The organism is Shinella sp. HY16 (genome assembly GCF_028534175.1).
GTDB lineage: Bacteria > Pseudomonadota > Alphaproteobacteria > Rhizobiales > Rhizobiaceae > Shinella.
Genome location: NZ_JAHYXL010000001.1, coordinates 2,163,471 through 2,190,285, shown reverse-complemented (window position 1 = coordinate 2,190,285; position 26,815 = coordinate 2,163,471). Strand labels below are relative to the sequence as shown.

Sequence of the window (26,815 nt, the reverse complement as noted above, 5' to 3'; positions counted from 1 at the left end):
AGCCAAGGACAACGGCAGGCGAAACGGCAATTTTTTGGAAAAATTGCGGGTCGTATTGTCGTTTCGACAGAAGAAACTGACAATTCGGCAGGTGTGATGGATACGATCGACCGCAAGCTCCTTGCCCTGCTGCGCAAGGATGGGCGCGCCTCGCTTTCCGCTCTCGCGGAAGAGCTGAAGGTCTCGCGCGGCACGGTGCAGAACCGGATGGAGCGGCTGACGCGCGACGGGGTCATTGCCGGCTTTTCCGTGCGCGTGACCGAGGCGGACGACCCGCATGCCGTGCGCGCCATCATGATGATCGAGATCACCGGCCAGAAGACGCTGGCCGCGATCCAGGCGCTGCGCGGTCTCCCGGAAGTCCGGGCGCTGCACACGACCAACGGCGCCTGGGATCTCGTGGCGGAAATCCACGCGGACAATCTCGTGGAGTTCGAGCGCGTGCTGCGTGGCGTCCGCGCGATGGATGGCGTTTCGAAATCGGAGACCAGCCTGCTGCTGACGACCTTGTGAGGGCGTGCAGGCCTACGGCATCACGATGTCGATTTCCTCGCCGGTCGAGGAATAGGTGATGCGTCCACCCTTCCAGCCATCGGCCGCCTCCAGTCGGATTTCAAGCGTTACCTTGCCGTCCGGCGAAGGCACCATGAAGCTGCCGTCCGGCGACATCAGCTGGCCAATCGAGAAGGTGTAGCGCGCCACGGCCATTTCCGAGCCCACCTGCAGGCGGGTGAAGGTGCGGGCTGTCAGTGCGCGGAGCTTTTCGGTGGAGAAGAAGGCGAGGTCCTGCATGCGGAAGAGCCGCTCCGGCCGGAACTCCGCATCCCACGGCATCATCATGCTCGAGGCGGTGATGCCGCGATCGTTGGCGTTGTAGTCGCGCATGGTGCCGGGCGTATCGGGCACTTCGGCGAGCAGGCTCATCGAATCCTTGCTGATGATGATTTCGGCAAAGCGCGCGTTCTTGCCGAACTGCTCGCCGATCGTGTCGAGCGTCTGCCATGCCGTGGCCGGATCCAGCCAGTTGCGCTTCGGCTTGCGGGCATCGGGCAGGTTGGCGGCGCGCACGGTGCCGTCCGTGGTCACCTCCACGGTGCCGCTGGCGCTGAACAGCGTCATTTCTCCCGGCTGGCCGAGATCGGTGAAATGCACCACCCAGCGCAGCTCGGGCTTGCCGGGGCCGTCTGTCGAGAGCTTCAGCATCATGTAACTCATCGTCGACTTGTCGTTCTGCCAGGCAGCCTTCGCCTTGTCGCGGATCATCGAGAGTTTCGAGAGGTCGACATCCCCGATCGAAAAGCCGGGCAGAGCCGATGTGCCGGGGAACATCGGCGACGTGATGGGCGAGCGCGTGACGCCGGAAATGTCCCAGGAATAGCCGACCGTGGTTTCCGGCAGGCTGGGATGGTCGGCCTTCACCTGCACGGATTTCGGATAGACCGTCAGATCGCGGACAATGGGCTTGCTGCCAATGACGGAGGCGAGGCTTTCCAGCGCGGCCTCCTTCGGCCAGTCCTCGTCCCTGAAGAAATCCATCTGGCGGGCGCGGTTGGTGTTGGAGAGGTCGCCGCCGATGATCGTGCCCTCGGCATCCGCATAGACGGTGGCGCTTTCACGCGGCGAAGCGACGTAGATCGCCCAGCGGATATCGCCATAGGAGGGCGTCGGCAGAAGGTTCACGCGCCGCGATATCTCGATCGACTGCACCGCGCCGCCGCCTTCGAGCTTGGCATAGCCGATGGCGCGGGTGGCGACCTGGTCGGCCTTGGCAAGGGGAACCGCTTCGAGCGGGAAGAGGCCGCTTGCAAGATCGGACACCATGGCCGGCGCCGATCGCGCGGACGGGCCGCCGACGATCTCGGCCTGGAAGAAGAGGAGGCGGGTCGCCTGACGCACCCGCCACTCATCCACGTCGCCGGTTCCGGCACCCTCGACGACGAGGTTCACTTCCTTTTCGGTGATTCGGATCGTGTGCACCCGCGGCGTCTTGCCGAGCGCTTCGGCGACCCGCCCTGCTGCGCGGGCGGCTTCGCCGGGGCCGGTAATGTAGCTTTCCGCGGCGCCGGCGGGCGAAAAGGCAAGGAGGAACAGCGCGAACCAGGCGGCCAGGAATGCCCGTACTGTGCAGGAAACAACACCCATGAGCGATCCTCCGCCCGCAACCGGAATGCGCATCATCCGCACTGGGTAACGGTGTGGCAAGCCGGTTTATTCCGCGAGCGACGAAAAGCGGCTTTCCATTGCCGGTCAGCCGGTTACACTTGCCCGGCATTGCCGGAAAACCTCGAAAGCCCCCATGTCGCTGCGCCTCGCCACGTTCAACATCGAAAACCTCATGACCCGTTTCGATTTCACGGGTTTTCGCAACCAGCTTCGCCAGGACCGCGTGCTGCGCCTCTTCGACATCCGCAACGAGGCGGAGTACCAGCGGCTGGAGGAGGCGCGCACCATCGCGCATACCGACGATGCCCGTCAGCATTCGGCGCTCGCCATCGCAGACGCGGATGCCGACATTCTCTGCCTGCAGGAAACCGACAACATGGCGGCTCTGCAGGCGTTCGAATACGGCTATCTCTTCCGCATGGTCGGCAATGGCTACCGGCAGAAATACCTGATCGAGGGCAATGACAGCCGCGGCATCGACGTGTCCGTGCTGATGCGTGAGGAGACGCGTGACGGCCAGCGCATCGAATGCGTCGATATCCGCAGCCATGCGGCGGTCACCTATCGCGATTTCGACCTCTACACGCCGGATCTCGGACAGGGCCACAATCCGGATGACAGGATCTTCAAGCGGGATTGCCTGGAGATGGACCTGCGCATTGGCGGCCGGCCGCTGACGCTCTATGTGGTGCATTTCAAGTCGATGGGGTCGAGCAGGGACGGTGTCGACGGGCGCCAATCGACCATGCCGGTGCGCATGGCCGAGGTGCGGGCGGTGCGCCGGATCATCGAGAAACGCTTCGGTGCCGGCCACACGGCGGACAAGGCCTTCGCGATCTGCGGCGACATGAACGACTATCAGGAGAAGCTGGCGGTCGAGGGCGACAAGCGCAACGGCTATCGTTTTATCCCCCGCAGGGAGCCGGTGAGCGCGCTTGACGCCTTCACGGTGGATGGTTTTGCCGTCAACCCGATGCTGCGCCGGCCGGTGGACGATCGCTGGACGCTCTATCACAGCCGGGGGCCGGAGGAGCGCCACCTCTGCCAGCTCGACTATATCTGGCTTTCGCCCTCGCTTGCCGAGCGCAATGCACAGCGCATGCCCGAAATCATCCGCGCCGGCCAACCCTTCCGAACACCCTTCCCGCCGGGGCAAGAGGTGGAACGGTATCCGCGCGTCGGCTGGGACCGGCCGAAGGCCTCGGACCATTGCCCCGTCGTGATGACGCTCGATCTGTAGGCGCCCGGGCGTGCGGGAAGCAGAAAGTCCAGGCGGCGCGCATGGCATGATTTTCCCTTGCCCGCTGCCTGTGCCTCGGGCAATTCTAGCACAATGCCTTCGGGCAAAAACTGAACAGGGAGAATACCTTGCCCCGTCGCTACGCCATCTATGATGTCTTCACCGACACGCGGCTTGCGGGCAATCCGCTGGCCGTCGTCTTCGATGCCGATGATCTCGACGACGGCACGATGCAGCGCATTGCCGGCGAGTTCAATCTTTCCGAGACCGTCTTCGTGAAGACGCCGGAAAACCCGGCGCACAGCGCGCGCCTGCGCATTTTCACGCCGGGCCGGGAGCTGCCGTTTGCTGGCCATCCGACGGTCGGCGCGGCAATCGCCATTGCCGAGGCGGGCGAGGGCGGCGAGGCCGGCCCGCGTGATCTCGTCAGCGTGCTGGAGGAGAATGTCGGCCCGGTGCGCTGCGCGGTGAAGCTCGGCATCCAGAAGGCGGCCTTCGCCGAGTTCGACCTGCCGCGCAAGGCGGCACGTCTGGAGGCGACGTTCGACCGGCAGGCGCTCGCCGATGCGTTCAGCCTGAAACCCGGCCAGATCGGCTTCGAGAATCACGTTCCCTCGCTGTGGAGCGCCGGCGTCGCCTTCGTGATGATCCCGGTGCACGATCTTGCGGCCGCCGCAGCGGTCGAGTTCGATCCGACGCTCTGGGAGCGCTGCGCGCCCTTCGCGGAAGGGCGGCTTGCCTCGGCCTATCTTTATTGCCGCGGCGGCGTCAATCATCTCGCGCGCTTCCATACCCGCATGTTCGCGCCCGATATGGGCATCGCCGAGGACCCGGCGACGGGCGCCGCGGTCGCCGCCATGTCCGGTGCCATCCACTTCTTCGACAAGCCGGTGGACGGCCACCATCCGCTGCTGATCGAACAGGGTGTCGAAATGGGCCGTCCCTCGTTCATTCACCTGCACCTCGATATTGCGGGCGGGGCGATCGCCGGCGCGCGCATCGGCGGCGAGGCGGTTCGCATCGCGTGGGGAACGCTGGATTTGTGACGGATATTTTGCGGTGCGGAAGAAATTTATCCGCAGACGCATCTTTTTTCGGGATGGCTATAGACAAGCTCCGCGAACGCCTTTATACGCCCGGTCAGACCGCTGGAGCGGTCAAGTGGGTGATTAGCTCAGTTGGTAGAGCAGCTGACTCTTAATCAGCGGGTCCACGGTTCGAGCCCGTGATCACCCACCATTTTTCTCTTAAGAGAGAAATGGTTACGCTGATTTCTTCCTGTAAAACATAAACTAGGCCCTAGGGGCCTCTCCGCTGATCCGGGACGTTTTCTGCCGTGCAGGTGCTTGCTGCCGAAGGTGCTGGCTGGGCCGGTTCTGCTGCGACCTTTTCAGGCGTATTGCTGACCGGCGCGGGTCTGGGCGGGGACCGGTTTTGGGGCGAACCTCTCCGGGAGGTCGGTGCCAAACTGCATCTGCCAATAGAGGGTCAGGATGTAGTTGCGCGTCAGCGGGGCGAGCGGCAGGGCGGGGGTGTCCTGGACCGGGGTCCATATCGCCTCGTCGATCTCCGTCGTCGGTGCGACCGTTTCATCCTGCAACCTGACCAGAAACACATAGGCGATGATGAGGTGGTCCGGCGCATCGGCCGACTCGGCTTCGAAGCAGCCGAAGGGTGCCATCCGCGAGGGCGGGATGACAAGGCCGAGCTCCGCATGCAGCCGGCGGGCAAGGGCCGCCTTGGGCGCTTCCCCATCCCGTATGGTGCCGCCCGCCTGCATGAACAGGGGCATGCCGCGCTTGCGCAGCAGGAGCGTCTCGCCGTTTTCGCGAACGACGAGGGCGACAGCGATGCGAATTTCTTCCTGCATGGTATCCGTCGGCCTCTTTCATCAGGGGACCCTTCGGCCGGTGTTTCGCCGCTTAGAGGCGCCGCCCTGTGGATTATCCCTATCGTTATATTTCATGAAATATAACGATAGGGAAGAGGGCGCGTTGCGCGTCTCTGCCCGATCGCCTCGCGAACCGGGAGCGCCTGGCCTCAGGTGAGGACGTAGTCGACCGGGGCGGGCATGGGCGGCAGGTCGGTTTCGCCGAGTGCGGAGCGCAGATGGATTTCGATCGTCGTGGCATAGGCCGAGATCGGCAGGTCGTTCGGCATCAGGCCAAAGGGCTCTTCCAGTTCCTCGCCGAGCGCATCGAGGCCGAAGAACGTATAGGCGACGAGCATGACGGCGAGCGGCGTCGCCCAGCCCAGCATGTCGGCGAAACCGAAGGGCAGGATGAAGCAGAAGAGATAGGCGGTGCGGTGCAGGAGCAGGGTATAGGCGAAGGGCAGAGGCGTGTTGGCGAGGCGTTCGCAACCGACCAGCGCCTGCGTCAGTCGCCCGAGGCTTTCGTTGAGGGCAAGGGCCTCGACGGGCGCGAGGCGGTTCTGGCGCAGCATGCGGCCGATCAATGCCGCCACGCTGTGCAGGATCGCGTCCGCCGGATGGGCGGGCAGCGCGGCCTCGCCTGTCGCCTGGCTGGTCGTTTCCCGGCGCAGCTGCCGGACGGCAGCGTGGCCGAAGGCGATGATCGCGGCGAGGATCTCCCGCCGCTCCTGCGACGGTGTGCCGGAGCCGTCGTCGAGCACGACCGTCTGCCGCGCGATATCGCGGGCGGTGTGAAGGATCTGCCCCCAGAGCTTGCGCGCTTCCCACCAGCGATCGTAGCAGGCGCTGTTGCGAAAGCTGAGGAAAATGGAGAGGGCGATGCCGATCAGTGTCAGGGGCGCAGGATTGACGCCGGGAACGAGGTTTGGCGCATAGCGGTGTGCGGTGACGACGGCGGCGGAGAGCACGCCGACTGCGGCGAGCTGCGGCCATGTGCGCAGGATCACCGACCCCTTCAGAACGAAGAACAGCATGAGCAGGCTGGGTCGAGGGCGAATGATCATGGGCGGCGATCGTCCGTTCGGCTATGGAGAGAGGATTCGGTTTGTAGAAGCATGGCCGTCGCTATATCTTTGAAAATACATCGTGCCGCCGGAGGGCCGGATGCGGCCGTCTTGTCGACGGAAGGACGCTTCCGGCGCCCGGAACGCCCTGCCGTGCAAAGGACCCTTGAATGACCGAACCCGCCGATATCCTCTTGTTTTCCTACGGCACGCTCCAGTTGGCAAGCGTTCAGCTCTCGTCCTTCGGCCGCCTGCTGGATGGCGAGGACGATGCGATGACGGGCTATCGCACGGACAAGGTCGAGATCACCGATCCGGAGGTGTTGCGCAAGAGCGGCGAGCGCTTTCATCTGATCGTCGTTCCCTCGGAGAAGGCGGAGGACGAGGTGCCGGGCAAGGTCTTCCGTATCACCGCGAAGGAACTCGCCGCGGCAGACGCCTATGAAGTCTCGGATTACAAGCGGGTCGAGGTCTTCCTGAAATCGGGCCGGCGTGCCTTCGTCTACGTCAAGGCATAGGGGACGGGCGCGGCGATGAACGAGGAGGCGCCGAAATCGCTCCGGGATGCGCTGGCCTTCATAGCCGGCTACATCGAAGCACCGCTTCCACCGGTGCGCATGGCGCTCTCCGCAGCCTTCGGCCATGTCCTTGCCGAGGATATCGTCGCATCCACCTGCCTGCCGCGCTTCGATAATGCCGCGATGGACGGTTTTGCCATCCGCTCGTCTGATATTGGCCCGGACGGGACTGCGGTTCTGGGGATCGTGCAGACGATCACCGCGGGCCAGATTGTCGTGCCGGCGCTGTGCCCCGGCGAGGCGGTGCGCATCACGACGGGCGCGCCGGTTCCGCCCGGTGCCGACCGCATCGTCGTGCAGGAGGCTGCGGAGATTAAGGGCGGGGAGGTGCGCCTTCGTGTCCGGGACGGAACCAAGCCGCATATCCGCCGCGTCGGCGAGGACGTTTCGCGGGGTGATACTCTGCTTGAGGCGGGTGCACGCATCGGCCCCGGCCAGATGGCGCTGCTTGCTGCCCTCGGTCTACGCTCCGTGCTGGTGGCGCCGCGGCCGAAGGTGGCGCTGCTGTCCACCGGTGACGAACTGGTGGACAGTCCCGGTTCGCTGGCGGCTGGCCAGGTTTTTGACAGCAATCGTCCGATGCTGTCGCATATGCTGCTTGCAGCCGGCGCCGCGGTGACGGATCTCGGCATGGCGCATGACGATCCGGAGGTGATCCTTGAACGTCTCGTCGAGGCGGCGGCGGATCACGACCTTCTGATCTCGTCAGGCGGCGCGTCCGTCGGCTTTGCCGATCATCTGGCGAGGGTTGTTTCCCGTCGCGGCTTCCTCGAGTTCTGGAAGCTGGACATGCGGCCGGGCAAGCCGGTCGGCTTCGGCGATATCGATGACTGCCCGATCCTGCTCCTGCCGGGAAACCCGCTGGCTGCGGCTGTCGGCTTCGCACTTCTCGGCCGGGCGGTTCTCGCGCGGCTGGAGGGGCGGCCGTTAAATGCCAGCGTCCTGCGCCTGCCGGTCGATCGCCCGCTCGCAAGATCCGCCGGGCGGATCGAGGTGCATTTGGGGCGGCTCCGGCTCGATTCCAGGAGCCGCGCAACGGCCGTGGAGCCGCTACCCTATGGCGGATCCGCAAGCTTGCGCCATCTCGCGCTTGCGGATGTCATGATTGTTCTCGAACCCGGGGAGGGGATGATCGACGCGGGGGAGAATGTCGACACGCTGCCGGTCTGGCAGGGATTTCCCGGCTGATCGGCGCTCCTGCCTGTTGCCATGTCGATGCAAAGCACGGATATATCCCTCAAAATATATCGTGGGAGAGATTCATGCCGGCCTTGCGCTGCCTTGTCGTTCTTTTTGCCCTGTTCCTCTCGGCCTTGCCCGCTGCGGCGCGTTCGATCACCGATGCGGCCGGGCGCGTCGTGGACATTCCCGACAAGGTGGAGCGGGTGCTCGCCGCAGGCCCACCGGCCTCGGTGCTGGTCTATGTGCTGGCGCCGGAAAAGCTCGCCGGCTGGGTGCGCGAGCCGAAGGCGGAGGAAAAGGTCTTTCTGCTGCCGGCGACCCGGGACCTTCCCACGTTCGGCCAGCTCACCGGCAAGGGTGGCACGGCCAATATCGAGGCGGTGCTGGCGGCAAAGCCTGACATCATCATCGATGTCGGCACGGTGAACCCGACCTATGCCTCGCTTGCCGACAAGGTGCAGGCGCAGACCGGCATACCCTATGTGCTTGTCGACGGTGCCTTTGCCCGAACCGGCGCGATGCTGCGCGAGACCGGGGCGATACTCGGCGTCGCGGCGCGGGCGGAGACGCTTGCCGCCTATGCCGATGAGAGGCTGGCCGCGCTGGAAAAGGGTCTTGCCGACATTCCTGAGGACAAGCGCCCCGCCGTCTACTACGGCCGCGGCGCGGAAGGGCTGGAGACGGGCCTTGCCGGCTCGATCAACATGGAGATCCTCGAAGCGGTCGGCGCCCGCAATGTCGCGGCGGCTGCGGGCAAGGGCGGCCTCACCCAGGTCTCGCTGGAACAGATCCTATCCTGGAAGCCGGACGTCATTCTCGCCGCCTTGCCGAAATTTGCGAAAACCGTGAAGGACGACCCGCTCTGGGCGGGGCTGGAGGCGGTGAAGGCCGGCCGCATCCATGCAACGCCGACGCTACCCTTCGGCTGGATCGATTCGCCGCCCGGCATCAATCGCCTGATCGGCATCGCCTGGCTGGAACACACGCTCTATCCGGACGCGTTTCCCGCGGCGCTCGATGAGGAGGTGCGTACCTTCTTCAAGCTGTTCTACCAGGTGGAGCTCAGCGACGAGCAGCTTGCAACGCTGCTGAAAGGTGCGGCGAAGTAGATGCGGCTACGCGCTGCCCCACCGGGCCGGCTTGCCGTGATGCTCGGTCTTGCCGGCCTCGTTGGGTTGGCGGCCCTCTCGATGATGGTCGGCAAATACGGCGACGGGCCGCAGCCGCTTTTTACCGCCCTCAGGCAGCTCGTGACGGGCGAGACGACAGATCCGCTGCTCGCCACCGTCCTCTGGAACGTGCGCCTGCCGCGCGTCATGGCGGCCGTCGTCGTCGGCGCGGGACTGGCGGCGGCGGGCGCGACCTATCAGGGCCTGTTCCGCAATCCGCTCGTCTCGCCGGACCTGCTCGGCGTCTCGGTCGGCGCCAGTCTCGGGGCGGTACTCGGCATCTTCCTCTCCCTGCCTGTGCTCGCCATCCAGCTCGCCGCTTTTGCCGGCGGGCTCATGGCGGTGTTTGTCGTCACCGGTATCGGCGCGCTGGTGCGCGAGCGCGATCCGGTGCTGACGCTGGTGCTTGCCGGCATCGCCATCCAGGCGCTGATCGGCGCCGGCATTTCGCTGATCAAGGTCTTGGCCGACCCCTACGACCAGCTCCCGGCCATCACCTATTGGCTGCTCGGCAGCATGACGGCGATCACCCGCTTCGACGTGCTCTCCATCCTGCCCGCCGTCGTCCTCGGCCTCGTGCCGCTGCTGCTGCTGCGCTGGCGGATGAACATCCTGACGCTCGGCGAGGAGGAGGCGCGCACGCTGGGCATCGATACGGTGAAGACGCGCATCGCCCTTATCGCCGGTGCGACGCTGGTGACGGCCGCGACGGTCTCCGTGACCGGCATCATCGGCTGGATCGGCCTCGTCATCCCGCATATCGCCCGCATGCTCGTCGGGCCGGATTTCCGGCGCCTGCTGCCGGCCGCCATGCTCTTCGGCGCGGCCTATCTCCTCGTCGTCGACATGCTGGCGCGCTCCATCGCGGACATCGAGGTGCCGCTCGGTATCCTGACGGCAACCGTCGGCGCGCCCTTTTTCCTGTGGCTGCTGATCGCCGGAAAGCGGGGCTGGTAACGAGGCGCTTGCCGCGCGCGTCGTCGCGGCAAGCGGTGTTCAATTGGGATGTTAGTCGACCGCGACCATCACGTCGGACGCCTTGACGACCGCATAGGCTTCGCCACCGACGGCAAGGTCCAGTTCGTCGACGGCTTCGTTGGTGATCGACGCGGTGACGACGGCGCCGCCGGCGACCTCGATACGGACATGGGCGGTGGTCGCACCCTTCGTCACTTCGATGATCTTGCCCTTGAGGCGGTTGCGGGCGCTGATTTTCATCGGGCTCTCCTGTGCTCGTGTGTTTGACGGCGCGCCATAATACGCCGCGTTACCCGGTGACTACCACGCAAACCGGGAGAACACCTCCAGATTTGCCGGCGCTTTTCAAAAAACCGCCGTACGTAATATTTCTAAAAATATAACGTTGTTGCCGACCGGGGATAGCTGCTATCCCTTCGCTTCCGATCGGAGGATTCCTTCATGCTCGCACGTCTTGCCACTGCCCCGAAGATCGCGCTCGCGATCGCCGGCCTTCTCTTCGCCGCGCCTGCCTGGGCGGATCGCGTCGTCACCGACCAGATCGGCCGGCAGGTGCACGTTCCCGACGTGGTGAACCGTGTCGTCATCCTGCAGCACCAGACCCTCAACATCGCCGTGCAGCTCGATGCGATGGACAAGGTCGTTGGCGTGCTCGACGAGTGGAAGAAGCAGCTCGGCGCCAAGTACGTGCGGCTGGTGCCGAACCTTCCCGACCTTGCCATGCCGGGCGGCCTGACCAAGGTAAACATCGAGGAGCTGCTGACGCTGAAGCCCGACGTGGTGTTCGTCACGAACTACGCGCCGGCCGACATGGTCAAGCAGATCGAGGAGGCCGGGCTTGCCGTCGTCGCCATATCGCTGCTCGATGTACCGCCGGAAGAAGCCGTCAAGATGAACCCTGATGTCGCGGATGAGCCGGCGGCGATCGATGCAGGGTTTGCGGCCGGCGTGCGGCTGATTGCCGATATCCTCGACCGCGAGGAGAAGGGCGAGGCGATGATCGCGGCCACAAGGAAGACCCGTGCCCTTGTTGCCGAGCGCCTTGCCGACATTCCCGAGGACAAGCGTGTCCCCGTCTACATGGCCAACCCCGAACTTTCGACCTATGGCCGCGGCAAATACACCGGCCTGATGATGGAGCGCGCCGGCGCCCGCAACGTCGCCAACGAGATCGCCGGCTTCAAGCAGGTGACCATGGAGGATGTGCTCAAATGGAACCCCTCCGTCATCTTCGTGCAGGAGCGCTACCCGGCCGTGGTCGACGAGATCAAGGCGGCGGCCTCCTGGCAGACGATCGACGCCGTCAGGAACGGCCGCATCTATCTGATGCCGCAATATGCCAAGGCGTGGGGGTATCCGATGCCGGAAGCCATGGCGCTCGGCGAACTCTGGATGGCGAAGGAACTCTATCCGGAACGTTTCGCGGATATCGACATGCAGAAGGAAGCGGACGCCTACTACAAGGAATTCTACCGCACGGACTATCGCGCCGGCCAATGAGCGGTGGGGTGACTGCGCGACGGCCGGCCGGGGCAACGGTGGCAGTGCTGCTGATCGTGCTGGCGGTCGCCGCCATCGCCGCGCTCGGCATCGGTCGTTACGACATTCCCTTTGCGCGTGTGATCGCCATTCTGCTGGCGCCGATCAGCCCGCCGGAGGTTCCCGTCACGCCGATGGAGGCGAATGTCGTCTTCACGGTGCGTCTGCCGCGTATTCTCCTCGCCGTGCTGGCGGGGGCGGGGCTTGCCCTGTCCGGGGCGGCACTGCAGGGTGTGTTCCGCAATCCGCTGGTCGGGCCGCAAGTGGTCGGCGTCTCCTCGGGGGCTGCCTTCGGCGGGACGCTCGCGATCCTCTTCAGCCTCCCGCGTTATGGGCTCCTCGCCTCGGCCTTCGCCTTCGGGCTGTCGGCCCTCGTTCTCGTCTACGCCCTCAACGGCATCGTCGCCCGCCGCAACATTCTCGCGCTGGTTCTCGCCGGGGTCGTCATCACCGGCTTCTTCAGCGCTCTCGTCAGCCTGCTGCAATACCTTGCCGATACCGAGGACAAGCTGCCGGCCATGGTGTTCTGGCTGCTCGGCAGTTTTGCCACCGCGAACCGGGACAAGCTTCTCCTGGTTGCCGCGCCGGTCGTGTTGGGCGGTGTGCTGCTCATCGGCCTTCGCTGGCGCGTCAATCTCCTGTCGATGGGCGATGAGGACGCCCGCACCCTCGGTGTTTCCGTCGAGCCGCTGCGCTGGCTGGTGCTCGTTCTGGTCTCGTGCATCGTCGCCGCCCAGGTCGCCGTCAGCGGGGTCATCGGCTGGGTCGGGCTCGTCGTGCCGCATATGGCGCGTTTGCTGGTCGGGCCGGATCATCGTGTCATGATGCCGGCCTCGCTCCTTCTCGGTGCCCTCTATCTCCTCGCGATCGACACGGTCGCGCGTACGGCCACGTCGACGGAAATCCCGCTCGGCATCCTGACGGCGCTGATCGGCACGCCAGTCTTTGCTCTGGTGCTGCGGCAGACCCAGAAAGGCGGTCATGGCCTCTGATCTCGTCATGTTGCATCTCGACACGGCTGGTCACTCCTATGACGGCGACCGCTGGCAGTTCCGCGCACTCGATCTCGATCTCCGCGCCGGGGAGATCACCGCGATCCTCGGCCCGAACGGTCGCGGCAAATCCACCCTGCTGCGTGTGCTCGCGGGGCTGCTGACGCCGACCTCCGGCACCGTCGAAACCAATCCGCGAACCGGTGTCGTGCCGCAGGAGTTTTCCGGTGCCTTTCCCTATTCCGTGCTGGATATCGTGCTGATGGGCCGCGCCCGGCACGTCGCCCTGTTCGGCACGCCGGGTGCGGCGGACGTCGAGAAGGCGATGACGGCGCTGGAGGCGACCGGCATGGCCGGCTATGCGGCGCGCAGCATCGGCTCCCTGTCGGGCGGGGAGCGCCAGCTCGTCCTGATCGCCCGGGCGCTGGCCGGGGAGAACGATGTGCTGCTGCTCGACGAACCCGCCTCCGCGCTCGATTTGAAGAACCAGGACATCGTGCTCTCGCTGCTCGGACGGCTGGCCGACAGCCAGAAACTGGCGATCGCCTTCACGACCCATCAGCCGAACCATGCGACCGCGATCGCCGACAAGGTCCTCCTGATGCTGCCGGAAACACAGACCCTGTTCGGCCCGACCACGACGGTCATGACGGAAGCGAGCCTCGAGGCGCTCTACGGTGTTCCCGTCCGCGGCGTTCGGCTCGGCGGCGGGGAGCGGGAGGAGACCGCTTTCGTGCCGCTTTTCCGGCAGAGGGTGCGCAGGAGAAAGCAGGATGACTGAGGGGATCCGCATCTTCGCCGCCGGCAGCCTGCGGCACGCCCTGCCGGACATTGCCGATGCCTTCCGGGAGGCCGCCGGCGTTCCAGTTTCCGTATCGCTGGGACCGGCCGGGCTGTTGCGCGAACGGATCGAGGCGGGCGAGCCCTTCGATCTCTTTGCCTCCGCCAACATGGCCCATCCGCAGCATCTTGCGTCGACCGGGCTGACGGAGGAAGCGGTCTGTTTTACGCGCAACCGGCTCGTCGTTCTCGCCCGCACCGGCCTCGGGCTGACCGCGGAAAATCTCGTGACGGTGCTTTCGGCCCCTTCGACCCGGATCGGCATGTCGACGCCGGGCGACGATCCGTCGGGCGACTATGCGTTCGACATGTTCGATCGTCTGGAGGCCCATCATCGCGGTCTCGGCGAAACGCTCAAGACCCGGGCCCTGCAACTGGTCGGCGGGCGTCATTCGCCGCCGGGGCGTAGTGCCGCGGGTCTGATCGCCGAGGGCATAGTCGATCTTTTCCTCGGCTATGCATCGAATGCCCGTCTCCACGCAAAGGACCCCGCTTTCGGCATCGTGGCGATCCCGCCCGCCTATGCGCCGGATATCGCCTATGGCCTGGCGCTACGCAAAGGCGCGGCAGAGGACGCCGTCGCCTTTCGGGACTTCCTGTTGTCTGAACCGGCAGAGCGGCTTCTGCTGCGGAACGGGTTCGAAAGCCGTGACGGCGCAGTGCATCGCCGTCAGCGATGACTTGAGAGCAGGTGGGACAGCCTGCCGGCGGCCGACTTCACGAACGTCGCCATCTCGGTTTCCTCGAAGCGGCTATGCATCCTCGCGCTCATGCCCACGATGCCGACGGTGAGGAACACGTCTCCGTGTTCGAAGGTGACGGGGGCCGCGAGCGCGAAGACGCCTGGGTCGAACTCCATGTCGTTCACGGCATATCCCCGCTGGCGCGCCGCATCCAGTTGCTGCCGGATCTCGGCCCGGTCGACGGTCGTGCCGGCCTGAAACCGGGGGATATCCGCGCTGAGCACGTCCGCGATGAAATCCTCGTTCTGGAATGCCAGCATGGCCTTGCCGCTCGCGGTTGCGTGAAAGGGGAATTCATATCCGGGGTGGATCAGCGAGGATGGCGCTTCCTGCGGGAAGGCAAAGGCCTCCAGCTTGATCTTTCCGGCCACCAGCCGGCAAATGAAAGCCACTTCCTGCAGCTTGTTGGCCAGTTCGGTCAGGAGCGGCGAGGCGATCTTCTCGATCGGGGCATCCCCGAAGCTCAGGTTGAGGAGGCGCCGCAGGCGTGGGCCAGTGAGATAGACCTTCTTGTTCGGCGCCGCCTCGAGATACCCGACATCCAGCAGGGTATTGGTAATGCGGTGGGCCGACGAGACCGGGATCTGCGCCGCGTTGGCGATATCCTGAAGGGTCAGGCCGGACGACGAAAACGCAACGGCGTCCAGGACGGTCGCGATCCGCCGCAGCGGGTTCGATCCCTTTTCAGACCCATTTTCTTTCGTTTTGCTCATTCACTTGATCCATGCTCGCATATGAGAATTCTGTTGCTCCCTCAAGGGTGGTCCGGAAGGAAGATCTTTCCCGGGTTCATCAGCCCCTGTGGGTCCAGTGCCTGCTTTATCGACTTCATGACTGCAAGGCCTGCGCCATGCTCGGCTTCCAGATACGGACGCTTTCCAAGGCCGATGCCGTGTTCGCCGCTGACGGTTCCGCCAAAGCCGAGCGCGCGTGCAACCAGCCTTGCGTGAAGGCGCTCGGCTTCGTCAATCTCTGATTTCGCGGCTGGATCGATCAGGATCGCCAGATGGAAATTTCCGTCGCCGACATGGCCGACGATCGGGGCGCAGAGCCCGGTGGATGTCAAATCGGCCTGCGTCTCGGCGATACAGGCCGCCAGGTTCGATAGCGGCACGCACACATCCGTCACCATCGCCTTGGCGCCCGGCCGTAGCAGTGGCTCCGCATGGGCCGCATTGTGCCGGGCCCTCCAGATTTCCGCCCGCTCACGGGCCGTCGAGGCCCAGTGAACGGATTTCGCACCGCACTGCCTCAGAAGATCCTCGACAGCCTCGGCCGTTCCGTCGAGCGGGCCGACACCCGAATGAAATTCGAGGAACAGGGTGGGGCGGCGCTCATAGTCGAGCCTCTCGTATCTGCACACCGCTTCCAGCGCCAGCTCGTCCATGAATTCGGCTCTCGCCACGGGGTAGCCGAGCTGCATCAGGAGAACGACGAACTCCACCGCCAGCCCTACTTCTTCGAAAACGGCGCGCAGGGCGACGACATGTTCCGGGATGGGATGAAGCCGCAGGGTCAATTTCGTGATGATCCCCAATGTCCCCTCCGAGCCGACGAAGAGTTTTGTCAGATCGTAGCCGGATGACGATTTCCTTGCACGCCCTCCCGTCTGCACGACCGTTCCATCCGCCAGAACGGCTTCCAGGCCGATGACGTTGTCGCGCATGGAGCCGTATTTCACGGTCATCGTTCCGGATGCGCGGGTGGCGGCCATGCCGCCGAGGGTCGCATCGGCGCCGGGATCGACGGGAAAGGCAAGGCCGGTGTCCCGGAGAAACGAATTCAGCACCGAGCGAGTGCACCCCGCCTCGACGGTGCAATCCATGTCGGATGCATTCACCGACAGTACGGCGGTCATGCCGGAGAGATTGATGGAGAGCCCGCCAAAAACGGCGTTGACGCTGCCTTCCATGGCGCTGCCGCTCCCGTAGGGAATGACCGGAACCCCGTATGCTGCACAGATGCGCACGGCATCGACGACATCCTCGGTCGTCGTTGCAAACAGCACGCCATCGGGTGGCGCTGCCGGATGCCACCCTTCGTCGTGGCCGTGATGGTCCCTGGTGGCGAGAGCGACAGTGAACCTGGACGCAAACCGCGTGTCCAGTTCGCCGGCGGCGGCCTCGAAATCGACCTTTCTGGCGCGCGCTTCGGGCTTCATCGAAGATACTCGGCATCCTGCCTGACGAGGATGACCGTCGGGCGGTCGGCAGAAAGGGCGCCGCGAATCGCATCTTCGATCTCTTCCAGCGATCGGGGCGTCGCCGTGCGGCAGCCGAAGGCGTCGGCAAGGGGCACGAAATCGGGGTTCAGCGGGCGGACGCTCACTTCCGGGATATTTCTTGCCCGCATGAAATCGGCGATCTCGCCGAGGCCGTCATTGTCCCAGAGAACGATCGGCAGGGGTAGTTTTTGTTCGACCGCGGTCGCGAGCTCCTGAAGGGTGAAGAGAAGGCCGCCATCGCCGACAAGCGCGAGACAGGCGCGTCCGGGCGATCCGGCGGCGCCGCCGATCGACGCGGGCAGGGCGTATCCCAACGTTCCGTACCCGACTGGAAAGTGCCATGTGCCGGGAACGTCGACGGGGAAATAGACGCATCCCGTGTAGGCGATCTGCGTCATGTCGGCGTAGACCAGTGCATCCGGGGGAAGTGCATTCCTGATGGCGTCGAGCACGGCGACGTGCTGGCGCTCCAGCGGCGATATCTCCTGCCGGACCTGTTGCCGGATGGTCTCGAAATCCAAATCCCAGGTCGAGGCGAGGGGCTGCCGGCTCATCTCATCGGCAAGCGCCGCAGCGGCAAGCCCCGCATCCGAAACGATTGCCGCGTCGGGCGTGTAGTCCCTGACCGTTGCCGCGGGATCGATGTCGATCCGGACGAACCTTCCGGAAATGGCGAGGCGGGTCGTGTCCGTGCGCGCCGGCCCATCGGAAGCCGCCTCGCTGTCTGCGGTGACATAGAGGTCCGGCTCCGAGATCTCGGTGCCGATCGCGATCACAAGATCGGCCTCGACCTCGACGAGCCTGCGGATTCTTGCCCTCTGGAGCGTGGATCCCAGCGAGAGGGGATGCGATTCCGCAACCACGCCCTTGCCGGCGACCGTGGTGACGATGGGTGCCTGCAGGCTTTCCACGAGGCGCGTCAGGGCGGCCCCCGCGTTGCGGCAGCCGCCGCCGGCCAGGACAATCGGCCGTTTCGCCGCGCGCAACAGGTCTGCCGCTGCCTTTACGTCCTCGGGGTTCGGGCCGGGCTGGCGGGGAAGGAAAGTTCGGACTGGGCGCGGCGCAACGTCCTCGTCGAGAATGTCGAGGGGGATCGAGATGTGAACCGGGCGCGGCCGTTCCGTCCGGAACGATGTCATCGCCCTCGCCAGATGCTCGCTGATCTGCCGGCCCGTCAACGCCGTGGCGCTGAAGCCGGTGATCGGCGCGGTCACGGCCTGCTGGTTGGTGATCTCGTGCAGCATGCCGCGCCCGAGGCCCATGTCGTCGCGGGCGATCGCACTCGTTACCGCCAGAACGGGAATGGAATCGGAATAGGCTTGCCCGATCGGCGTGGCGGCATTGGTGACCCCCGGGCCGCTGATGATGAGGCAGACACCGGGCTTTCCAGTGGCACGGGCATAGCCGTCGGCCATGAAGCCGGCGCCCTGTTCGTGTCGTGCGCCGATATGGCGGATCGTGCTTTTTGCCAGGGGGTCGAAGAAGGCCAGGGTGTGCACGCCGGGCATGCCGAAGACCGTATCGACGCCGTATCCCTCGAGCTGTGCGACGAGTTCTCTTCCGCCGGTATTTTTCATGGATCCTCCAATTCCGTTTTTCGGAAGCAATTTCTGCTATACTGAATATGCTGTTGACAAGGTTCCGGCAACCCCCTACTCATTCTGAAAAATGAAAATAACTTCCGTAATTCGGAATTTTATCAACAAAGAGTGGGAACTCGGAACATGAAACGATTTTTGACGTCCGTCGCCGCCATCGCCATTGCCGCCGGTGGCCTTTCCGTGCCGGTGTTTGCCGCGGAGGCGATCACCGTCGTCTCCTGGGGTGGCGCCTATACCGAAGCCCAGAAGAAGGCGTTCTACGAGCCCTTCACCAAGGCAACCGGGATCGCCGTCAACTCCGTCGATTACAATGGCGGCCTCGGCCAGATCAAAGCGCAGGTCGAAGCCAGGAACGTCACCTGGGACGTGGTTGTCGGGGAGAAGGCGCTTGCGGAAACGGGCTGCTTCGACAACATCCTCGAAAAGCAGGATGCCGGGGGGCTTCCGGCCGCCACGGACGGCACGGCGGCCAGCGAGGATTTCGTCGAAGGGACGCTCAGCGACTGCGGTATCGGTTCGGTGATCTGGTCGACATCCATGGCCTACAACACGTCGAAGCTGGCCGATGGCCCGAAAACCATCGCGGACTTCTTTGATCTGGAGAAGTTTCCCGGCAAACGGGGTCTGCGCAAATCGGCGGATGTGAATCTCGAATGGGCCTTGCTGGCGGATGGCGTGCCGGCTTCCGATGTCTACAAGGTTCTGGAGACCAAGGAGGGGATCGACCGCGCCTTCGCGAAACTCGATACGATCAAGTCCTCTGTCGTCTGGTGGGAGGCGGGCTCGCAACCGCCGCAGCTTCTGGCGGATGGCGAGGTCGTCATGACCTCCGCCTACAGCAGCCGCATCTTCAACGCCATCAACGACGAAAAGCAGCCGTTCACCATCGTCTGGGACGGGCAGGTCTGGGACAGGGATGTCTGGATGATCCCGAAGGGAACACCGAACCTCGAGGCTGCAACGAAATTCGTCCATTTCGTCAGCGAGACCACGCAGCAGGCCGCAATTACGAATTCCAGCTCCTACGGGCCTGTCCGCAAATCCGCCATCGCCCTGATCGGCAAGAACGACAAGACCGGCGTCGAGATGAAGGACTTCGTCCCGACCGCGCATCTCGAAAACGCCATCGAGTCCGACAGCGAATTCTGGTCGACCTACCGCGACGAGCTGTTTGCCCGGTTCAATTCGTGGCTGGCTAAGTAGCCGTCCCTTCAACCTGCGAGATTTTACCTGCTGGCAGCCGTGGCTGCCGGCAGCCGGTGAACGATTGGGTGGAGACAGGACGTTGGCGTCAGTCAATTTTGCGAACGTTAGCAAGACCTACGATGGCACTGTATCGGTGGTCGACAATCTGAATCTCGATGTGCGGGAAGGGGAGTTCCTGAGCATGCTCGGGCCTTCCGGCTCCGGCAAGACGACATGCCTGATGATGCTTGCCGGTTTCGAGACCGCGACATCCGGCGAAATCTTCCTCGACGGCCGGCCCATCAACCGGGTGGCTCCCCAGCGCCGAAACATCGGCATGGTGTTCCAGAACTACGCTCTGTTCCCACATATGACGGTTGCGGAAAACCTCGCCTTTCCCCTGCAGGTCCGGAACATTTCCAAGGCCGATACGGCCGAGAAGGTGAAGCGGGCGCTGGACATGGTCGAACTGCCGCATCTCGGCAACCGCCGGCCGGCACAGCTTTCGGGCGGCCAGCAGCAGCGCGTCGCGGTCGCGCGCGCCCTCGTCTTCGATCCGAAACTCGTGTTGATGGACGAGCCGCTCGGCGCGCTCGACAAGCAGCTGCGCGAGCAGATGCAATACGAGATCAAGCGCATCCACGAGCGGCTCGGCGTCACCATCATCTATGTCACCCACGACCAGGCGGAAGCCCTGACGATGTCGGATACGATCGCGGTGTTCAATTTCGGCAAGATCCAGCAGCTGGCGAAGCCGGACGCGGTGTACGAGACGCCGAGCAACAGCTTCGTGGCCCAGTTCATCGGCGAGAACAATGTCCTGCCTGGAACCGTGACGGAGCGGGACGGGGACGTGTGTCGGGTCAGGATCGACAATGGCGACGTCCTCAGTGCGCTTGCCGTTACAAAGGCTGCCGTCGGTGGGGCGACCCTGCTTTCCCTTCGGCCCGAACGCATCGTCGTCGAACCGGCGACAGAGGGGCCTGGGCAAACCGTGGTGGGCGGGGAGGTGGTCGATCAGGTCTATGTCGGCGACCACTCGCGCATCCAGGTGCGTGTGTTCGGCAAACACGAATTCGTGGTGAAGGTTCAGAACGCCTCGCTCCGGCGGACCTTCAGGAAGGGCGAACCCATTCGGCTTGGCTGGCAGGTCGGCGACTGCCGGGCTCTCGACGAGGCATCCGGCTGCGGTCGGGAGGCGGCGTGATGAGGGGAAGCACCGCCACCGCGGGATGGCCGGCTCCGGAGCCTGCTGCTCTGCCCGCCACCTCGGTCATGAAGCAGCACCGACGCTCGAAGAGACAAGCCCAGTTGCGGGCGCTGGCCCTCGTTGCGCCACTCTGCATTTTTCTCCTGGTCATGTTCGCGTGGCCGCTGGCAACCATGTTGCAGCGGGCCGTCAGCAATGATGAATTCGGGGCGGTTCTGCACCGTACCTCCCTTTCGCTTGCGGAATGGGACGGCAACGGCACGCCTCCGGAAAATGTCTACGCGGATCTCGCCGCCGATCTCAGGCAGGCGAACGACGAGCAAAAGCTGGGGCAGGTCACGTCGGCGCTCAATTTCGACTGGGCAGGGGCCCGGCCGCTGGTGATGCGGACGGTCAGGCAACTGTCGTCCGAGCCCGCGAACGGCTGGAAGCAAACGCTTGTCGCGGCGGCCCCTGACTGGGGAAATCCCGGGCTTTGGGCACTCATCAGGCGCTTGAGCCAGCCGTACACGTCGCGGCATTTCCTTGCGGCACTCGACCTGCAGCATGCTGCCGACGGCTCGGTCGAGCGCGTCGATGCGAACATGGCGATCTACCAGACGCTCTTCCTGCGCACGCTCTGGGTCAGCGCCGCCGTGGCGGGTCTCTGCCTCGTGCTGGGCTATCCCGTCGCCGCGCTGCTGGCAAGGCTGCCGCTGAAGACATCCAACCTGCTGATGATGCTCGTCCTCCTGCCGTTCTGGACGTCTCTGCTCGTCCGCACGACGTCCTGGATCGTCCTTCTTCAGGGGCAGGGTGTGATCAACGACATCCTCGTCTTCGTCGGCGTGGTGAACGACGCGAACCGGCTGCCGCTCATCTTCAACGTCACGGGCACGCTCATCGCCATGACGCATGTGCTGCTGCCGTTCATGATCCTCCCGCTCTACAGCGTGATGAAATCGATACCGCCGTCCTACGTCCGGGCTGCGCTCTCGCTCGGTGCATCGCCTGTCACCGCCTTCCGCAGGGTCTATCTCCCGCAAACCGTTCCCGGTGTTCTTGCCGGTTCCCTTCTCGTCTTCGTGCTCGCCGTTGGCTACTACATCACGCCGGCACTCGTCGGCGGGCAGAGCGGCCAGCTCATTTCCAATGTCATCGCCTATCACATGCAGCAGTCACTGAACTGGGGTCTTGCTGCTGCCCTCGGTTCGATCCTGCTGGTGGGCGTTCTCCTCGTTTACTGGCTGTTCAACCGCCTCACCGGCGGCAACGGTCTCAGGATGGGTTAGGAGCTGACCATGGCGCTTCCCGCACATACTTCCGTCGCCGGCCGCATCGCCCATTACAGCTATCTGGCGTTCTGCGGCCTCGTTCTCCTCTTTCTCATCGCCCCGGTCCTGGTGATCATTCCGCTGTCGTTCAACGCCGCGCCCTACTTCACCTTCTCGCGCGACATGCTTCAGCTCGATCCGTCGGCGTTTTCGCTGCGGTGGTATCGGGACATCATCCAGAACGGAATGAACGATCCGAATGCGCCATTCGGCTGGGGCTATCTGGTCGACAGCTGGAACAATGCACAGTGGATCCATTCGCTGAAGAACAGCTTCGTCATCGCCGTCGCGACGACGCTTCTGTCGATGCTGCTCGGCACGCTGGCGGCATTGGGGCTGACGAGCCCGAACATGCCGGCGCGTGGCCTCGTCATGAGTGCGCTCATCTCGCCGATGGTCGTTCCGCTCGTGATCACCTCCGCCGGCATGTATTTCGTCTTCTCCCAGCTGGGGCTGACGGGCACGTTCGCAGGCCTCATCATCGCTCACACCGTTCTGGGCACGCCCTTCGTCCTGATCACCGTCGCCGCGACCCTCGAAGGTTTCGACCGCAACCTGATCAGGGCCGGGCTCAGCCTCGGCGCCTCTCCGGTCCGCGTGTTTTTCAAGGTCATCGTGCCGCTGATCCTGCCCGGCGTGATCTCGGGCGGCGTCTTTGCCTTCGCGACGTCCTTCGACGAGGTCGTGACGGTCATCTTCCTCGCCGACTACGACCAGCGCACCGTTCCGAGACAGATGTGGGCCGGCATCCGGGAGCAGATCAGCCCCACGATCCTGGCGATGGCGACCATCCTCGTTTTCCTCTCTCTCGGTCTTCTTACGGCGGTCGAACTGCTCAGACGGCGATCGGACCGGATGCGCGGCGTCGCCGCCTGATCCAGCACAATCTCAAACAACAAAATTCAGGAGACACCCATGCTTGACAAGAGCAACTTCCAACCCGTCGATGCGGCCGTAACGCCGCGCTTTTCCGACGTCGCGACGTTCCTGCGGACGCGACGCCACGACATCGTGCGCGGCATCGATATCGGACTGTGCGGCGTTCCCTTCGATCTCGGCCTGAATTATCGCTCCGGCCCCCGCCAGGGACCCGCCGGTGTGCGCGAGGCCTCGCGCATCATCCGCCGTATCCACCCCGTGACGGGCGTTCGCCCGTATGACCTGTGCACCGTCGCTGATATCGGCGACGCGCCGATCAATCCCTTGAACAAGGACGCGTCGATCGATCAGATCCAGGCGTATTTCCAAGAGGTCAAGGACGCCGGCATCCGGCCCATTGCCATCGGCGGCGACCACACCATCCCGACTCCGATCCTGCGTGCGCTTGCCTCCGACCGGCCGGTCGGCATCCTGCATATCGACGCCCATGCCGACGTCATGGACACGATGTGCGGCACGAAGGTGAATCACGCCACGTTCATGCGCCGCGCCTATGAGGAGAACCTCATCGATCCCCGGCGCGTCGTGCAGCTCGGCCTGCGCGGCAGCCGGTTCGGCGATGACGATGTCCAGTTCGGCTATGACAAGGGGTACAACATTATCACCCTCGACGAGTACGAGGAGATGGGGCGCGCCGCGGTGATCGAGAAGATCAACAGCGTTCTCGGCGATGGCCCCTTCTACATCTCCCTCGATATCGACAGCATCGACCCCGCCTATGCGCCGGGCACCGCCGTGCCGGAAATCGGTGGCCTTCTGCCCCGCGACCTCCAGGTGATCATCCGCTCGCTACAGGGCAAGGACCTCGTCGGCGCCGACATCAGCGAAGTCGCTCCGGTTTACGATCCGACCGGCATCACCTGCGTCACCGCCGCGAACATGATGTTCGAGATGCTGTGCGTGATGGCGAAGGCGGTCGAGAAGGCCAGGTAACCGGATGGACACCGCCAGGACCAACCCGGGCATCGCCGGGAAGACCAACGGCCGCCGGACCGAAAGGGGTGTGACAAGAATGACGAACGACATGATCCTTGCAGCAATAGACGGGTGCCTTGACGCCGACAAAATGGTCGCGGCGTGCCAGGAGGTCGTCCGGACGCCCAGCCTCTCCTTCGGGGAAGGTGCCGTGGCGGCAATCTACGCCAGGCATCTGCGGGAGCTCGGCTTCGATACCGTCGAAACCGATGCGAACGGCAATGTGATCGCGGTGCTGCGCGGTGCAGGCAATGGACCGTCCCTGATGGTCAATGGCCATATCGATCATGTCCCGACCGGGGAGATGAAGGACCCTTTCAGCGGCGCGCTGGTCGATGCGTGCCGTTGGGGCGAGGAGGGGACCGCGATTTACGGCCGCGGTACCTGCGACATGAAATGCAACGTCATGGCAAGCGCCTATGCGATCGCGGCGATCAAAAAGGCCGGGGTGAGACTTTGCGGCGATGTGGTTTTCGTCGCCGATGTGGGGGAGGAAGTGGATTCGCCGCTGGGTGTGCCATCGGTCATCGCCCGGGGTGTGCGCACGGATTTCGGACTGAACACCGAATCCAGCCGTGGCCGCGTTCACATCGGTCACCGCGGCAAGATCGATGTGGAGATCACGGTCCACGGCCGCACCTCCCATGCGTCGGAACCCGGCAATGGCGTCAATGCGGTGTTCGAAGCTGCTCCGTTCCTTGACGAACTGCAACGCTATGCGGCGGCCATGAAGGGCGACGCCGTTCTCGGACCGGCCACGGTGACGTTGATTTCCATGAAATCCTCGCCGGACAACGGGACGGCGGTGGTGCCCGACCGCTGTATCATCCGGGTCGACAGGCGATATGTACGCGGCGAGACGGCCGAAAGCTGCGAGCGGGAGCTTCGCGACATTCTCGAGCGGATCGCTTCCGGCAATGCGGGCTTCACCTACGACCTTGCCGTCATCGTGCACTACCCCTTGATGTGGGTCGATCCGGAAAGCCCGGTCGTCTCGGCTGCGCTTCGTGCGCGGGAAGCCATGACCGGACGGCTCGACACGGTCGCCTCCTGGCGGTTTGGCGTCAACGGCACGTTCATGTGCGCGGCGGGCATCCCGACGGTCGGCCTCGGGCCCGGCAATGAAAAATGGGCACACACGCCCGACGAACACATCCTGGTTGCGGATCTCGTCGAAGCCTGCGGCATCTGGAGCCGCATGATCGTCGATCTGTGCGGGGTCGCTTCGGCGGACTGACGCGACCAAATCACTCATTCATCTCTACATGGAGGCTCTCATGAGCAGACTTCTTCAAACCGGTCTCAACGCGGGCAAGGACCCGGTCATCAAGGTCGTCGATGGCGAGGGCGTATATTTCATCCTGGCGGACGGTCGGCGCCTGATCGACGGGAGCAACACCGGCGGGCCGCTCGGCCACAAACATCCGGCGATGGTCGAGGCGGTGGTCAAGGCGGCATCCAACCCCGTCATCAACGAAGGCTGGTTCTGGGCCGAGCGTGAGGCGGCTGCCGAGGATCTGATCGACATCGCCTTCGGCGGGGAGAAGAGCTGGGTGGGCGCCGTCCGCTTCTTCCTGTCGGGAAGCGAAGCGAACGATCTCGCGCTGACCTTTTCCCAGGCGCTTACCGGCCGAACGGAGCTGGCGACCCGCGAGCGCGCGTATCACGGCATGGCAGGGCTTGCCCGGCAGATGACCGTGCAGCCGCACTGGCACGGTGGCCTTGCCATCCAGGGCGGCGGCAGCAAGCCGGTTCCCGCGCAGGTCCCCGTGCGGATCATCCCCGGCCCGGTCAATGCCAGATATGGCGGCGTTTCCGACAACCGGCCGCTCGCCGATCGCATGGCGGGCACCGAGGAGGCACTCTCTTCTGTCGCCGCGACGATCATCGACTACACGCAGGGCGGCACCTACTACGACGCGGACTATCAGGACTATGTGGCGAGGGCCGCACGCAAGGCCGGATCCCTCTGGATCGCCGACGAGGTCGTGACCGGTCTTGGCCGCAGTGGTCGCTGGTTCGCTTTCCAGGGCGGCGAGACCCGCCCGGATATCGTCACATTGGGCAAGTGCCTTGCCGGCGGTTCTGCTCCTGCCGGTGCGGTCGTCATGTCGAAGGACATCGTCGATGAGATGAAGGACAAGAGCTGGCAGACCTACAGCACCTTCCGGGCACATCCCAGTGCGGTTGCCGCGATCCGTGCCTACCTTTCTGTCATGAAGGACGGTGACATCATCCGCCGCGTCAAGGCGCTGGAAGGGCGAATGCAGCAGGGGCTGGTGGATATCGCACGGCGGCATCCGAGCGTTGCGCGGGTCGACGGATTTGGCCTGCATTGGACCGTCGAACTCCACGGCCCCGACTGGCGCGACTGGTATGCCGACACGGCTGTGTCCCCCGTCGCGTCACGTGTGGCGGCCCGGGCAATCGAGGCGGGGGCGATCATCGGTACCAGCGGCGAACAGACGTCCCTTTTCCTTGCGCCGTCGTTCATCATCTCGGATGCTGAACTCGATACGCTGCTGGCGGCTCTCGACCATGGTCTGAACCTGGCGGATGCCGAATTCGAACGCGGCGCAGCTTGAAAAGAGGAAGATATCAACATGACTGACAATTCTGCGGCTGAAGGCATCCACGCGGCAGTCCAGGCATATCTGGACGCACTGTATTTCGGTGATGTGGAGGGGTTCCGCTCGGTCTTTCATCCCCGCGCGCAACTCTATTCCGCGACGGAGGGGAAGCTCGTGAACCTGGATGTCGATGCCTATCTCGATCTGGTGGCCAATCGGCCGTCTCCTGAAGGGAAGGGCGATGTGCGCCAGGACGAGATCCTCTCGATCACGGTTTCCAGCCCCACGACCGCGCATGCCCGCGTGAAGGACGTCTACCTGCCGAAAAGGTTCGTTGACGAGCTGACCTTCGTCCTCATCGACGGCAAGTGGCAGATCGTCGCGAAAGTCTGGCATTTCGAGATCTGACCGGTCTGTCGTTCCCTCTGTACGGGGAA

General features: G+C 64.3%; 26 protein-coding genes and 1 tRNA gene. 20 read left to right on the top strand and 7 right to left on the bottom strand.

The genetic code is table 11. The annotated features are described in order from the left end of the window. Positions 1–96 precede the first annotated feature (96 nt). Positions 97–513 carry an Lrp/AsnC family transcriptional regulator gene (locus tag K0P03_RS11030; RefSeq protein ID WP_023515667.1) on the top strand — a complete coding sequence of 139 codons (417 nt, stop codon included), beginning with the start codon at positions 97–99 and terminating at the stop codon, positions 511–513. A 12-nt stretch (positions 514–525) separates the two neighbouring features. Here the strand turns inward: K0P03_RS11030 and K0P03_RS11025 are convergent, their stop codons facing one another. Further along, positions 526–2,142, bottom strand: a complete 1,617-nt coding sequence (locus K0P03_RS11025) for a hypothetical protein (protein WP_272789603.1) — start codon at positions 2,140–2,142, stop codon at positions 526–528. A 154-nt stretch (positions 2,143–2,296) separates the two neighbouring features. Between K0P03_RS11025 and K0P03_RS11020 the strand changes: the two genes are divergently transcribed. From K0P03_RS11020 to K0P03_RS11010, 3 genes are all read left to right on the top strand, one after another. Further along, positions 2,297–3,403 (top strand): endonuclease/exonuclease/phosphatase family protein, encoded by a 1,107-nt coding sequence (locus tag K0P03_RS11020; RefSeq protein ID WP_272789602.1) that lies wholly within the window; start codon positions 2,297–2,299, stop codon positions 3,401–3,403. A gap of 128 nt (positions 3,404–3,531) precedes the next feature. Beyond that, the gene (locus tag K0P03_RS11015) at positions 3,532–4,449 is read left to right on the top strand and encodes a PhzF family phenazine biosynthesis protein (RefSeq protein ID WP_272789601.1); all 918 of its coding nucleotides are present in this window, start codon (positions 3,532–3,534) and stop codon (positions 4,447–4,449) included. Positions 4,450–4,566: 117 nt separating this feature from the next. After that, positions 4,567–4,642: transfer RNA gene (locus tag K0P03_RS11010), tRNA-Lys, on the top strand. Between the two features lie 151 nt (positions 4,643–4,793). Here the strand turns inward: K0P03_RS11010 and K0P03_RS11005 are convergent. Together K0P03_RS11005 and K0P03_RS11000 are read right to left on the bottom strand one after the other, a co-directional pair. Continuing rightward, positions 4,794–5,273 carry an NUDIX hydrolase gene (locus K0P03_RS11005; protein WP_272789600.1) on the bottom strand — a complete coding sequence of 160 codons (480 nt, stop codon included), beginning with the start codon at positions 5,271–5,273 and terminating at the stop codon, positions 4,794–4,796. A gap of 170 nt (positions 5,274–5,443) precedes the next feature. Then, on the bottom strand, positions 5,444–6,340 hold the full coding sequence (locus K0P03_RS11000) for a bestrophin family protein (RefSeq protein WP_023516790.1): 897 nt from the start codon (positions 6,338–6,340) through the stop codon (positions 5,444–5,446). A 170-nt stretch (positions 6,341–6,510) separates the two neighbouring features. Here K0P03_RS11000 and K0P03_RS10995 point away from each other — a divergent pair, with 170 nt between their 5' ends. From K0P03_RS10995 to K0P03_RS10980, 4 genes are all read left to right on the top strand, one after another. Then, positions 6,511–6,858: a gamma-glutamylcyclotransferase family protein gene (locus K0P03_RS10995; protein WP_272789599.1), complete on the top strand. Its 348-nt coding sequence runs from the start codon at positions 6,511–6,513 to the stop codon at positions 6,856–6,858. Between the two features lie 15 nt (positions 6,859–6,873). Continuing rightward, a complete protein-coding gene (locus tag K0P03_RS10990) occupies positions 6,874–8,106 on the top strand; it encodes a molybdopterin molybdotransferase MoeA (protein WP_272789598.1) in 1,233 nt (410 codons plus the stop codon). A gap of 74 nt (positions 8,107–8,180) precedes the next feature. Beyond that, positions 8,181–9,209 carry an iron ABC transporter substrate-binding protein gene (locus K0P03_RS10985; protein WP_272789597.1) on the top strand — a complete coding sequence of 343 codons (1,029 nt, stop codon included), beginning with the start codon at positions 8,181–8,183 and terminating at the stop codon, positions 9,207–9,209. Then, on the top strand, positions 9,210–10,226 hold the full coding sequence (locus K0P03_RS10980; protein ID WP_050743361.1) for a FecCD family ABC transporter permease: 1,017 nt from the start codon (positions 9,210–9,212) through the stop codon (positions 10,224–10,226). Positions 10,227–10,277: 51 nt separating this feature from the next. On the opposite strand, the gene K0P03_RS10975 is transcribed toward K0P03_RS10980, so the two are convergent. Then, complete coding sequence (locus K0P03_RS10975; RefSeq protein ID WP_272789596.1) at positions 10,278–10,487, bottom strand: TOBE domain-containing protein; 210 nt, start codon at positions 10,485–10,487, stop codon at positions 10,278–10,280. A 201-nt stretch (positions 10,488–10,688) separates the two neighbouring features. Here K0P03_RS10975 and K0P03_RS10970 point away from each other — a divergent pair, with 201 nt between their 5' ends. The 4 genes from K0P03_RS10970 to K0P03_RS10955 are packed head-to-tail and all read left to right on the top strand — an operon-like array spanning position 10,689 to position 14,298. Next, a complete protein-coding gene (locus K0P03_RS10970; RefSeq protein ID WP_130515448.1) occupies positions 10,689–11,747 on the top strand; it encodes an ABC transporter substrate-binding protein in 1,059 nt (352 codons plus the stop codon). Then, complete coding sequence (locus tag K0P03_RS10965) at positions 11,744–12,778, top strand: FecCD family ABC transporter permease (protein ID WP_443020542.1); 1,035 nt, start codon at positions 11,744–11,746, stop codon at positions 12,776–12,778. The genes K0P03_RS10970 and K0P03_RS10965 overlap by 4 nt, the downstream gene beginning before the upstream one ends. After that, positions 12,768–13,559, top strand: coding sequence for an ABC transporter ATP-binding protein (locus K0P03_RS10960; RefSeq protein WP_272789594.1), 792 nt, complete (start codon positions 12,768–12,770; stop codon positions 13,557–13,559). The genes K0P03_RS10965 and K0P03_RS10960 overlap by 11 nt, the downstream gene beginning before the upstream one ends. Further along, on the top strand, positions 13,552–14,298 hold the full coding sequence (locus K0P03_RS10955) for a molybdate ABC transporter substrate-binding protein (RefSeq protein ID WP_272789593.1): 747 nt from the start codon (positions 13,552–13,554) through the stop codon (positions 14,296–14,298). Before K0P03_RS10960 ends, K0P03_RS10955 begins: the two co-directional genes overlap by 8 nt. Here the strand turns inward: K0P03_RS10955 and K0P03_RS10950 are convergent. The 3 genes from K0P03_RS10950 to K0P03_RS10940 are packed head-to-tail and all read right to left on the bottom strand — an operon-like array spanning position 14,289 to position 18,162. Beyond that, a complete protein-coding gene (locus K0P03_RS10950) occupies positions 14,289–15,074 on the bottom strand; it encodes an IclR family transcriptional regulator (protein WP_272789592.1) in 786 nt (261 codons plus the stop codon). The two genes, K0P03_RS10955 and K0P03_RS10950, sit on opposite strands and share 10 nt — an antisense overlap. 41 nt (positions 15,075–15,115) lie before the next feature. Next, positions 15,116–16,522 (bottom strand): FAD-binding oxidoreductase, encoded by a 1,407-nt coding sequence (locus K0P03_RS10945; protein ID WP_272789591.1) that lies wholly within the window; start codon positions 16,520–16,522, stop codon positions 15,116–15,118. Continuing rightward, positions 16,519–18,162, bottom strand: coding sequence for a 5-guanidino-2-oxopentanoate decarboxylase (locus K0P03_RS10940; RefSeq protein WP_272789590.1), 1,644 nt, complete (start codon positions 18,160–18,162; stop codon positions 16,519–16,521). The genes K0P03_RS10945 and K0P03_RS10940 overlap by 4 nt, the downstream gene beginning before the upstream one ends. Positions 18,163–18,309: 147 nt before the next feature. Between K0P03_RS10940 and K0P03_RS10935 the strand changes: the two genes are divergently transcribed. The 8 genes from K0P03_RS10935 (at position 18,310) to K0P03_RS10900 (ending at position 26,786) form a co-directional block, all read left to right on the top strand. Next, entirely contained in the window at positions 18,310–19,389 is a 1,080-nt protein-coding gene (locus K0P03_RS10935; protein ID WP_272789589.1) for an ABC transporter substrate-binding protein, read from the top strand. Positions 19,390–19,471: 82 nt separating this feature from the next. After that, a complete protein-coding gene (locus K0P03_RS10930) occupies positions 19,472–20,578 on the top strand; it encodes an ABC transporter ATP-binding protein (RefSeq protein WP_272789588.1) in 1,107 nt (368 codons plus the stop codon). Next, the gene (locus tag K0P03_RS10925) at positions 20,578–21,852 is read left to right on the top strand and encodes an ABC transporter permease (RefSeq protein ID WP_272789587.1); all 1,275 of its coding nucleotides are present in this window, start codon (positions 20,578–20,580) and stop codon (positions 21,850–21,852) included. Before K0P03_RS10930 ends, K0P03_RS10925 begins: the two co-directional genes overlap by 1 nt. 9 nt (positions 21,853–21,861) lie before the next feature. Then, positions 21,862–22,770, top strand: coding sequence for an ABC transporter permease (locus tag K0P03_RS10920; protein ID WP_272789586.1), 909 nt, complete (start codon positions 21,862–21,864; stop codon positions 22,768–22,770). A 39-nt stretch (positions 22,771–22,809) separates the two neighbouring features. Continuing rightward, positions 22,810–23,766 (top strand): agmatinase, encoded by a 957-nt coding sequence (gene speB / locus K0P03_RS10915; protein WP_272789585.1) that lies wholly within the window; start codon positions 22,810–22,812, stop codon positions 23,764–23,766. Positions 23,767–23,845: 79 nt separating this feature from the next. Continuing rightward, on the top strand, positions 23,846–25,045 hold the full coding sequence (locus K0P03_RS10910; RefSeq protein ID WP_272789584.1) for a M20 family metallopeptidase: 1,200 nt from the start codon (positions 23,846–23,848) through the stop codon (positions 25,043–25,045). Between the two features lie 40 nt (positions 25,046–25,085). After that, positions 25,086–26,393, top strand: coding sequence for an aminotransferase class III-fold pyridoxal phosphate-dependent enzyme (locus K0P03_RS10905; protein WP_272789583.1), 1,308 nt, complete (start codon positions 25,086–25,088; stop codon positions 26,391–26,393). An 18-nt stretch (positions 26,394–26,411) separates the two neighbouring features. Then, positions 26,412–26,786 carry a nuclear transport factor 2 family protein gene (locus K0P03_RS10900; RefSeq protein WP_023512238.1) on the top strand — a complete coding sequence of 125 codons (375 nt, stop codon included), beginning with the start codon at positions 26,412–26,414 and terminating at the stop codon, positions 26,784–26,786. Positions 26,787–26,815 lie beyond the last annotated feature (29 nt).

Bases quoted from the DNA above. Each gene is read 5' to 3' on its own strand.
- K0P03_RS10925 (WP_272789587.1), top strand. From the start codon at position 20,578: ATGAGGGGAAGCACCGCCACCGCGGGATGGCCGGCTCCGGAGCCTGCT.
- K0P03_RS10900 (WP_023512238.1), top strand. From the start codon at position 26,412: ATGACTGACAATTCTGCGGCTGAAGGCATCCACGCGGCAGTCCAGGCA.
- K0P03_RS10995 (WP_272789599.1), top strand. From the start codon at position 6,511: ATGACCGAACCCGCCGATATCCTCTTGTTTTCCTACGGCACGCTCCAG.
- K0P03_RS10905 (WP_272789583.1), top strand. From the start codon at position 25,086: ATGAGCAGACTTCTTCAAACCGGTCTCAACGCGGGCAAGGACCCGGTC.
- K0P03_RS10965 (WP_443020542.1), top strand. From the start codon at position 11,744: ATGAGCGGTGGGGTGACTGCGCGACGGCCGGCCGGGGCAACGGTGGCA.
- K0P03_RS11025 (WP_272789603.1), bottom strand. From the start codon at position 2,142: ATGGGTGTTGTTTCCTGCACAGTACGGGCATTCCTGGCCGCCTGGTTC.
- K0P03_RS10980 (WP_050743361.1), top strand. From the start codon at position 9,210: ATGCGGCTACGCGCTGCCCCACCGGGCCGGCTTGCCGTGATGCTCGGT.
- K0P03_RS10910 (WP_272789584.1), top strand. From the start codon at position 23,846: ATGACGAACGACATGATCCTTGCAGCAATAGACGGGTGCCTTGACGCC.
- K0P03_RS10935 (WP_272789589.1), top strand. From the start codon at position 18,310: ATGAAACGATTTTTGACGTCCGTCGCCGCCATCGCCATTGCCGCCGGT.
- K0P03_RS10975 (WP_272789596.1), bottom strand. From the start codon at position 10,487: ATGAAAATCAGCGCCCGCAACCGCCTCAAGGGCAAGATCATCGAAGTG.
- K0P03_RS10990 (WP_272789598.1), top strand. From the start codon at position 6,874: ATGAACGAGGAGGCGCCGAAATCGCTCCGGGATGCGCTGGCCTTCATA.
- K0P03_RS11030 (WP_023515667.1), top strand. From the start codon at position 97: ATGGATACGATCGACCGCAAGCTCCTTGCCCTGCTGCGCAAGGATGGG.
- K0P03_RS11000 (WP_023516790.1), bottom strand. From the start codon at position 6,340: ATGATCATTCGCCCTCGACCCAGCCTGCTCATGCTGTTCTTCGTTCTG.
- K0P03_RS10940 (WP_272789590.1), bottom strand. From the start codon at position 18,162: ATGAAAAATACCGGCGGAAGAGAACTCGTCGCACAGCTCGAGGGATAC.
- K0P03_RS10945 (WP_272789591.1), bottom strand. From the start codon at position 16,522: ATGAAGCCCGAAGCGCGCGCCAGAAAGGTCGATTTCGAGGCCGCCGCC.
- K0P03_RS11020 (WP_272789602.1), top strand. From the start codon at position 2,297: ATGTCGCTGCGCCTCGCCACGTTCAACATCGAAAACCTCATGACCCGT.
- K0P03_RS10985 (WP_272789597.1), top strand. From the start codon at position 8,181: ATGCCGGCCTTGCGCTGCCTTGTCGTTCTTTTTGCCCTGTTCCTCTCG.
- K0P03_RS10955 (WP_272789593.1), top strand. From the start codon at position 13,552: ATGACTGAGGGGATCCGCATCTTCGCCGCCGGCAGCCTGCGGCACGCC.
- K0P03_RS10920 (WP_272789586.1), top strand. From the start codon at position 21,862: ATGGCGCTTCCCGCACATACTTCCGTCGCCGGCCGCATCGCCCATTAC.
- K0P03_RS10950 (WP_272789592.1), bottom strand. From the start codon at position 15,074: ATGAGCAAAACGAAAGAAAATGGGTCTGAAAAGGGATCGAACCCGCTG.
- speB (WP_272789585.1), top strand. From the start codon at position 22,810: ATGCTTGACAAGAGCAACTTCCAACCCGTCGATGCGGCCGTAACGCCG.
- K0P03_RS10960 (WP_272789594.1), top strand. From the start codon at position 12,768: ATGGCCTCTGATCTCGTCATGTTGCATCTCGACACGGCTGGTCACTCC.
- K0P03_RS11005 (WP_272789600.1), bottom strand. From the start codon at position 5,273: ATGCAGGAAGAAATTCGCATCGCTGTCGCCCTCGTCGTTCGCGAAAAC.
- K0P03_RS10970 (WP_130515448.1), top strand. From the start codon at position 10,689: ATGCTCGCACGTCTTGCCACTGCCCCGAAGATCGCGCTCGCGATCGCC.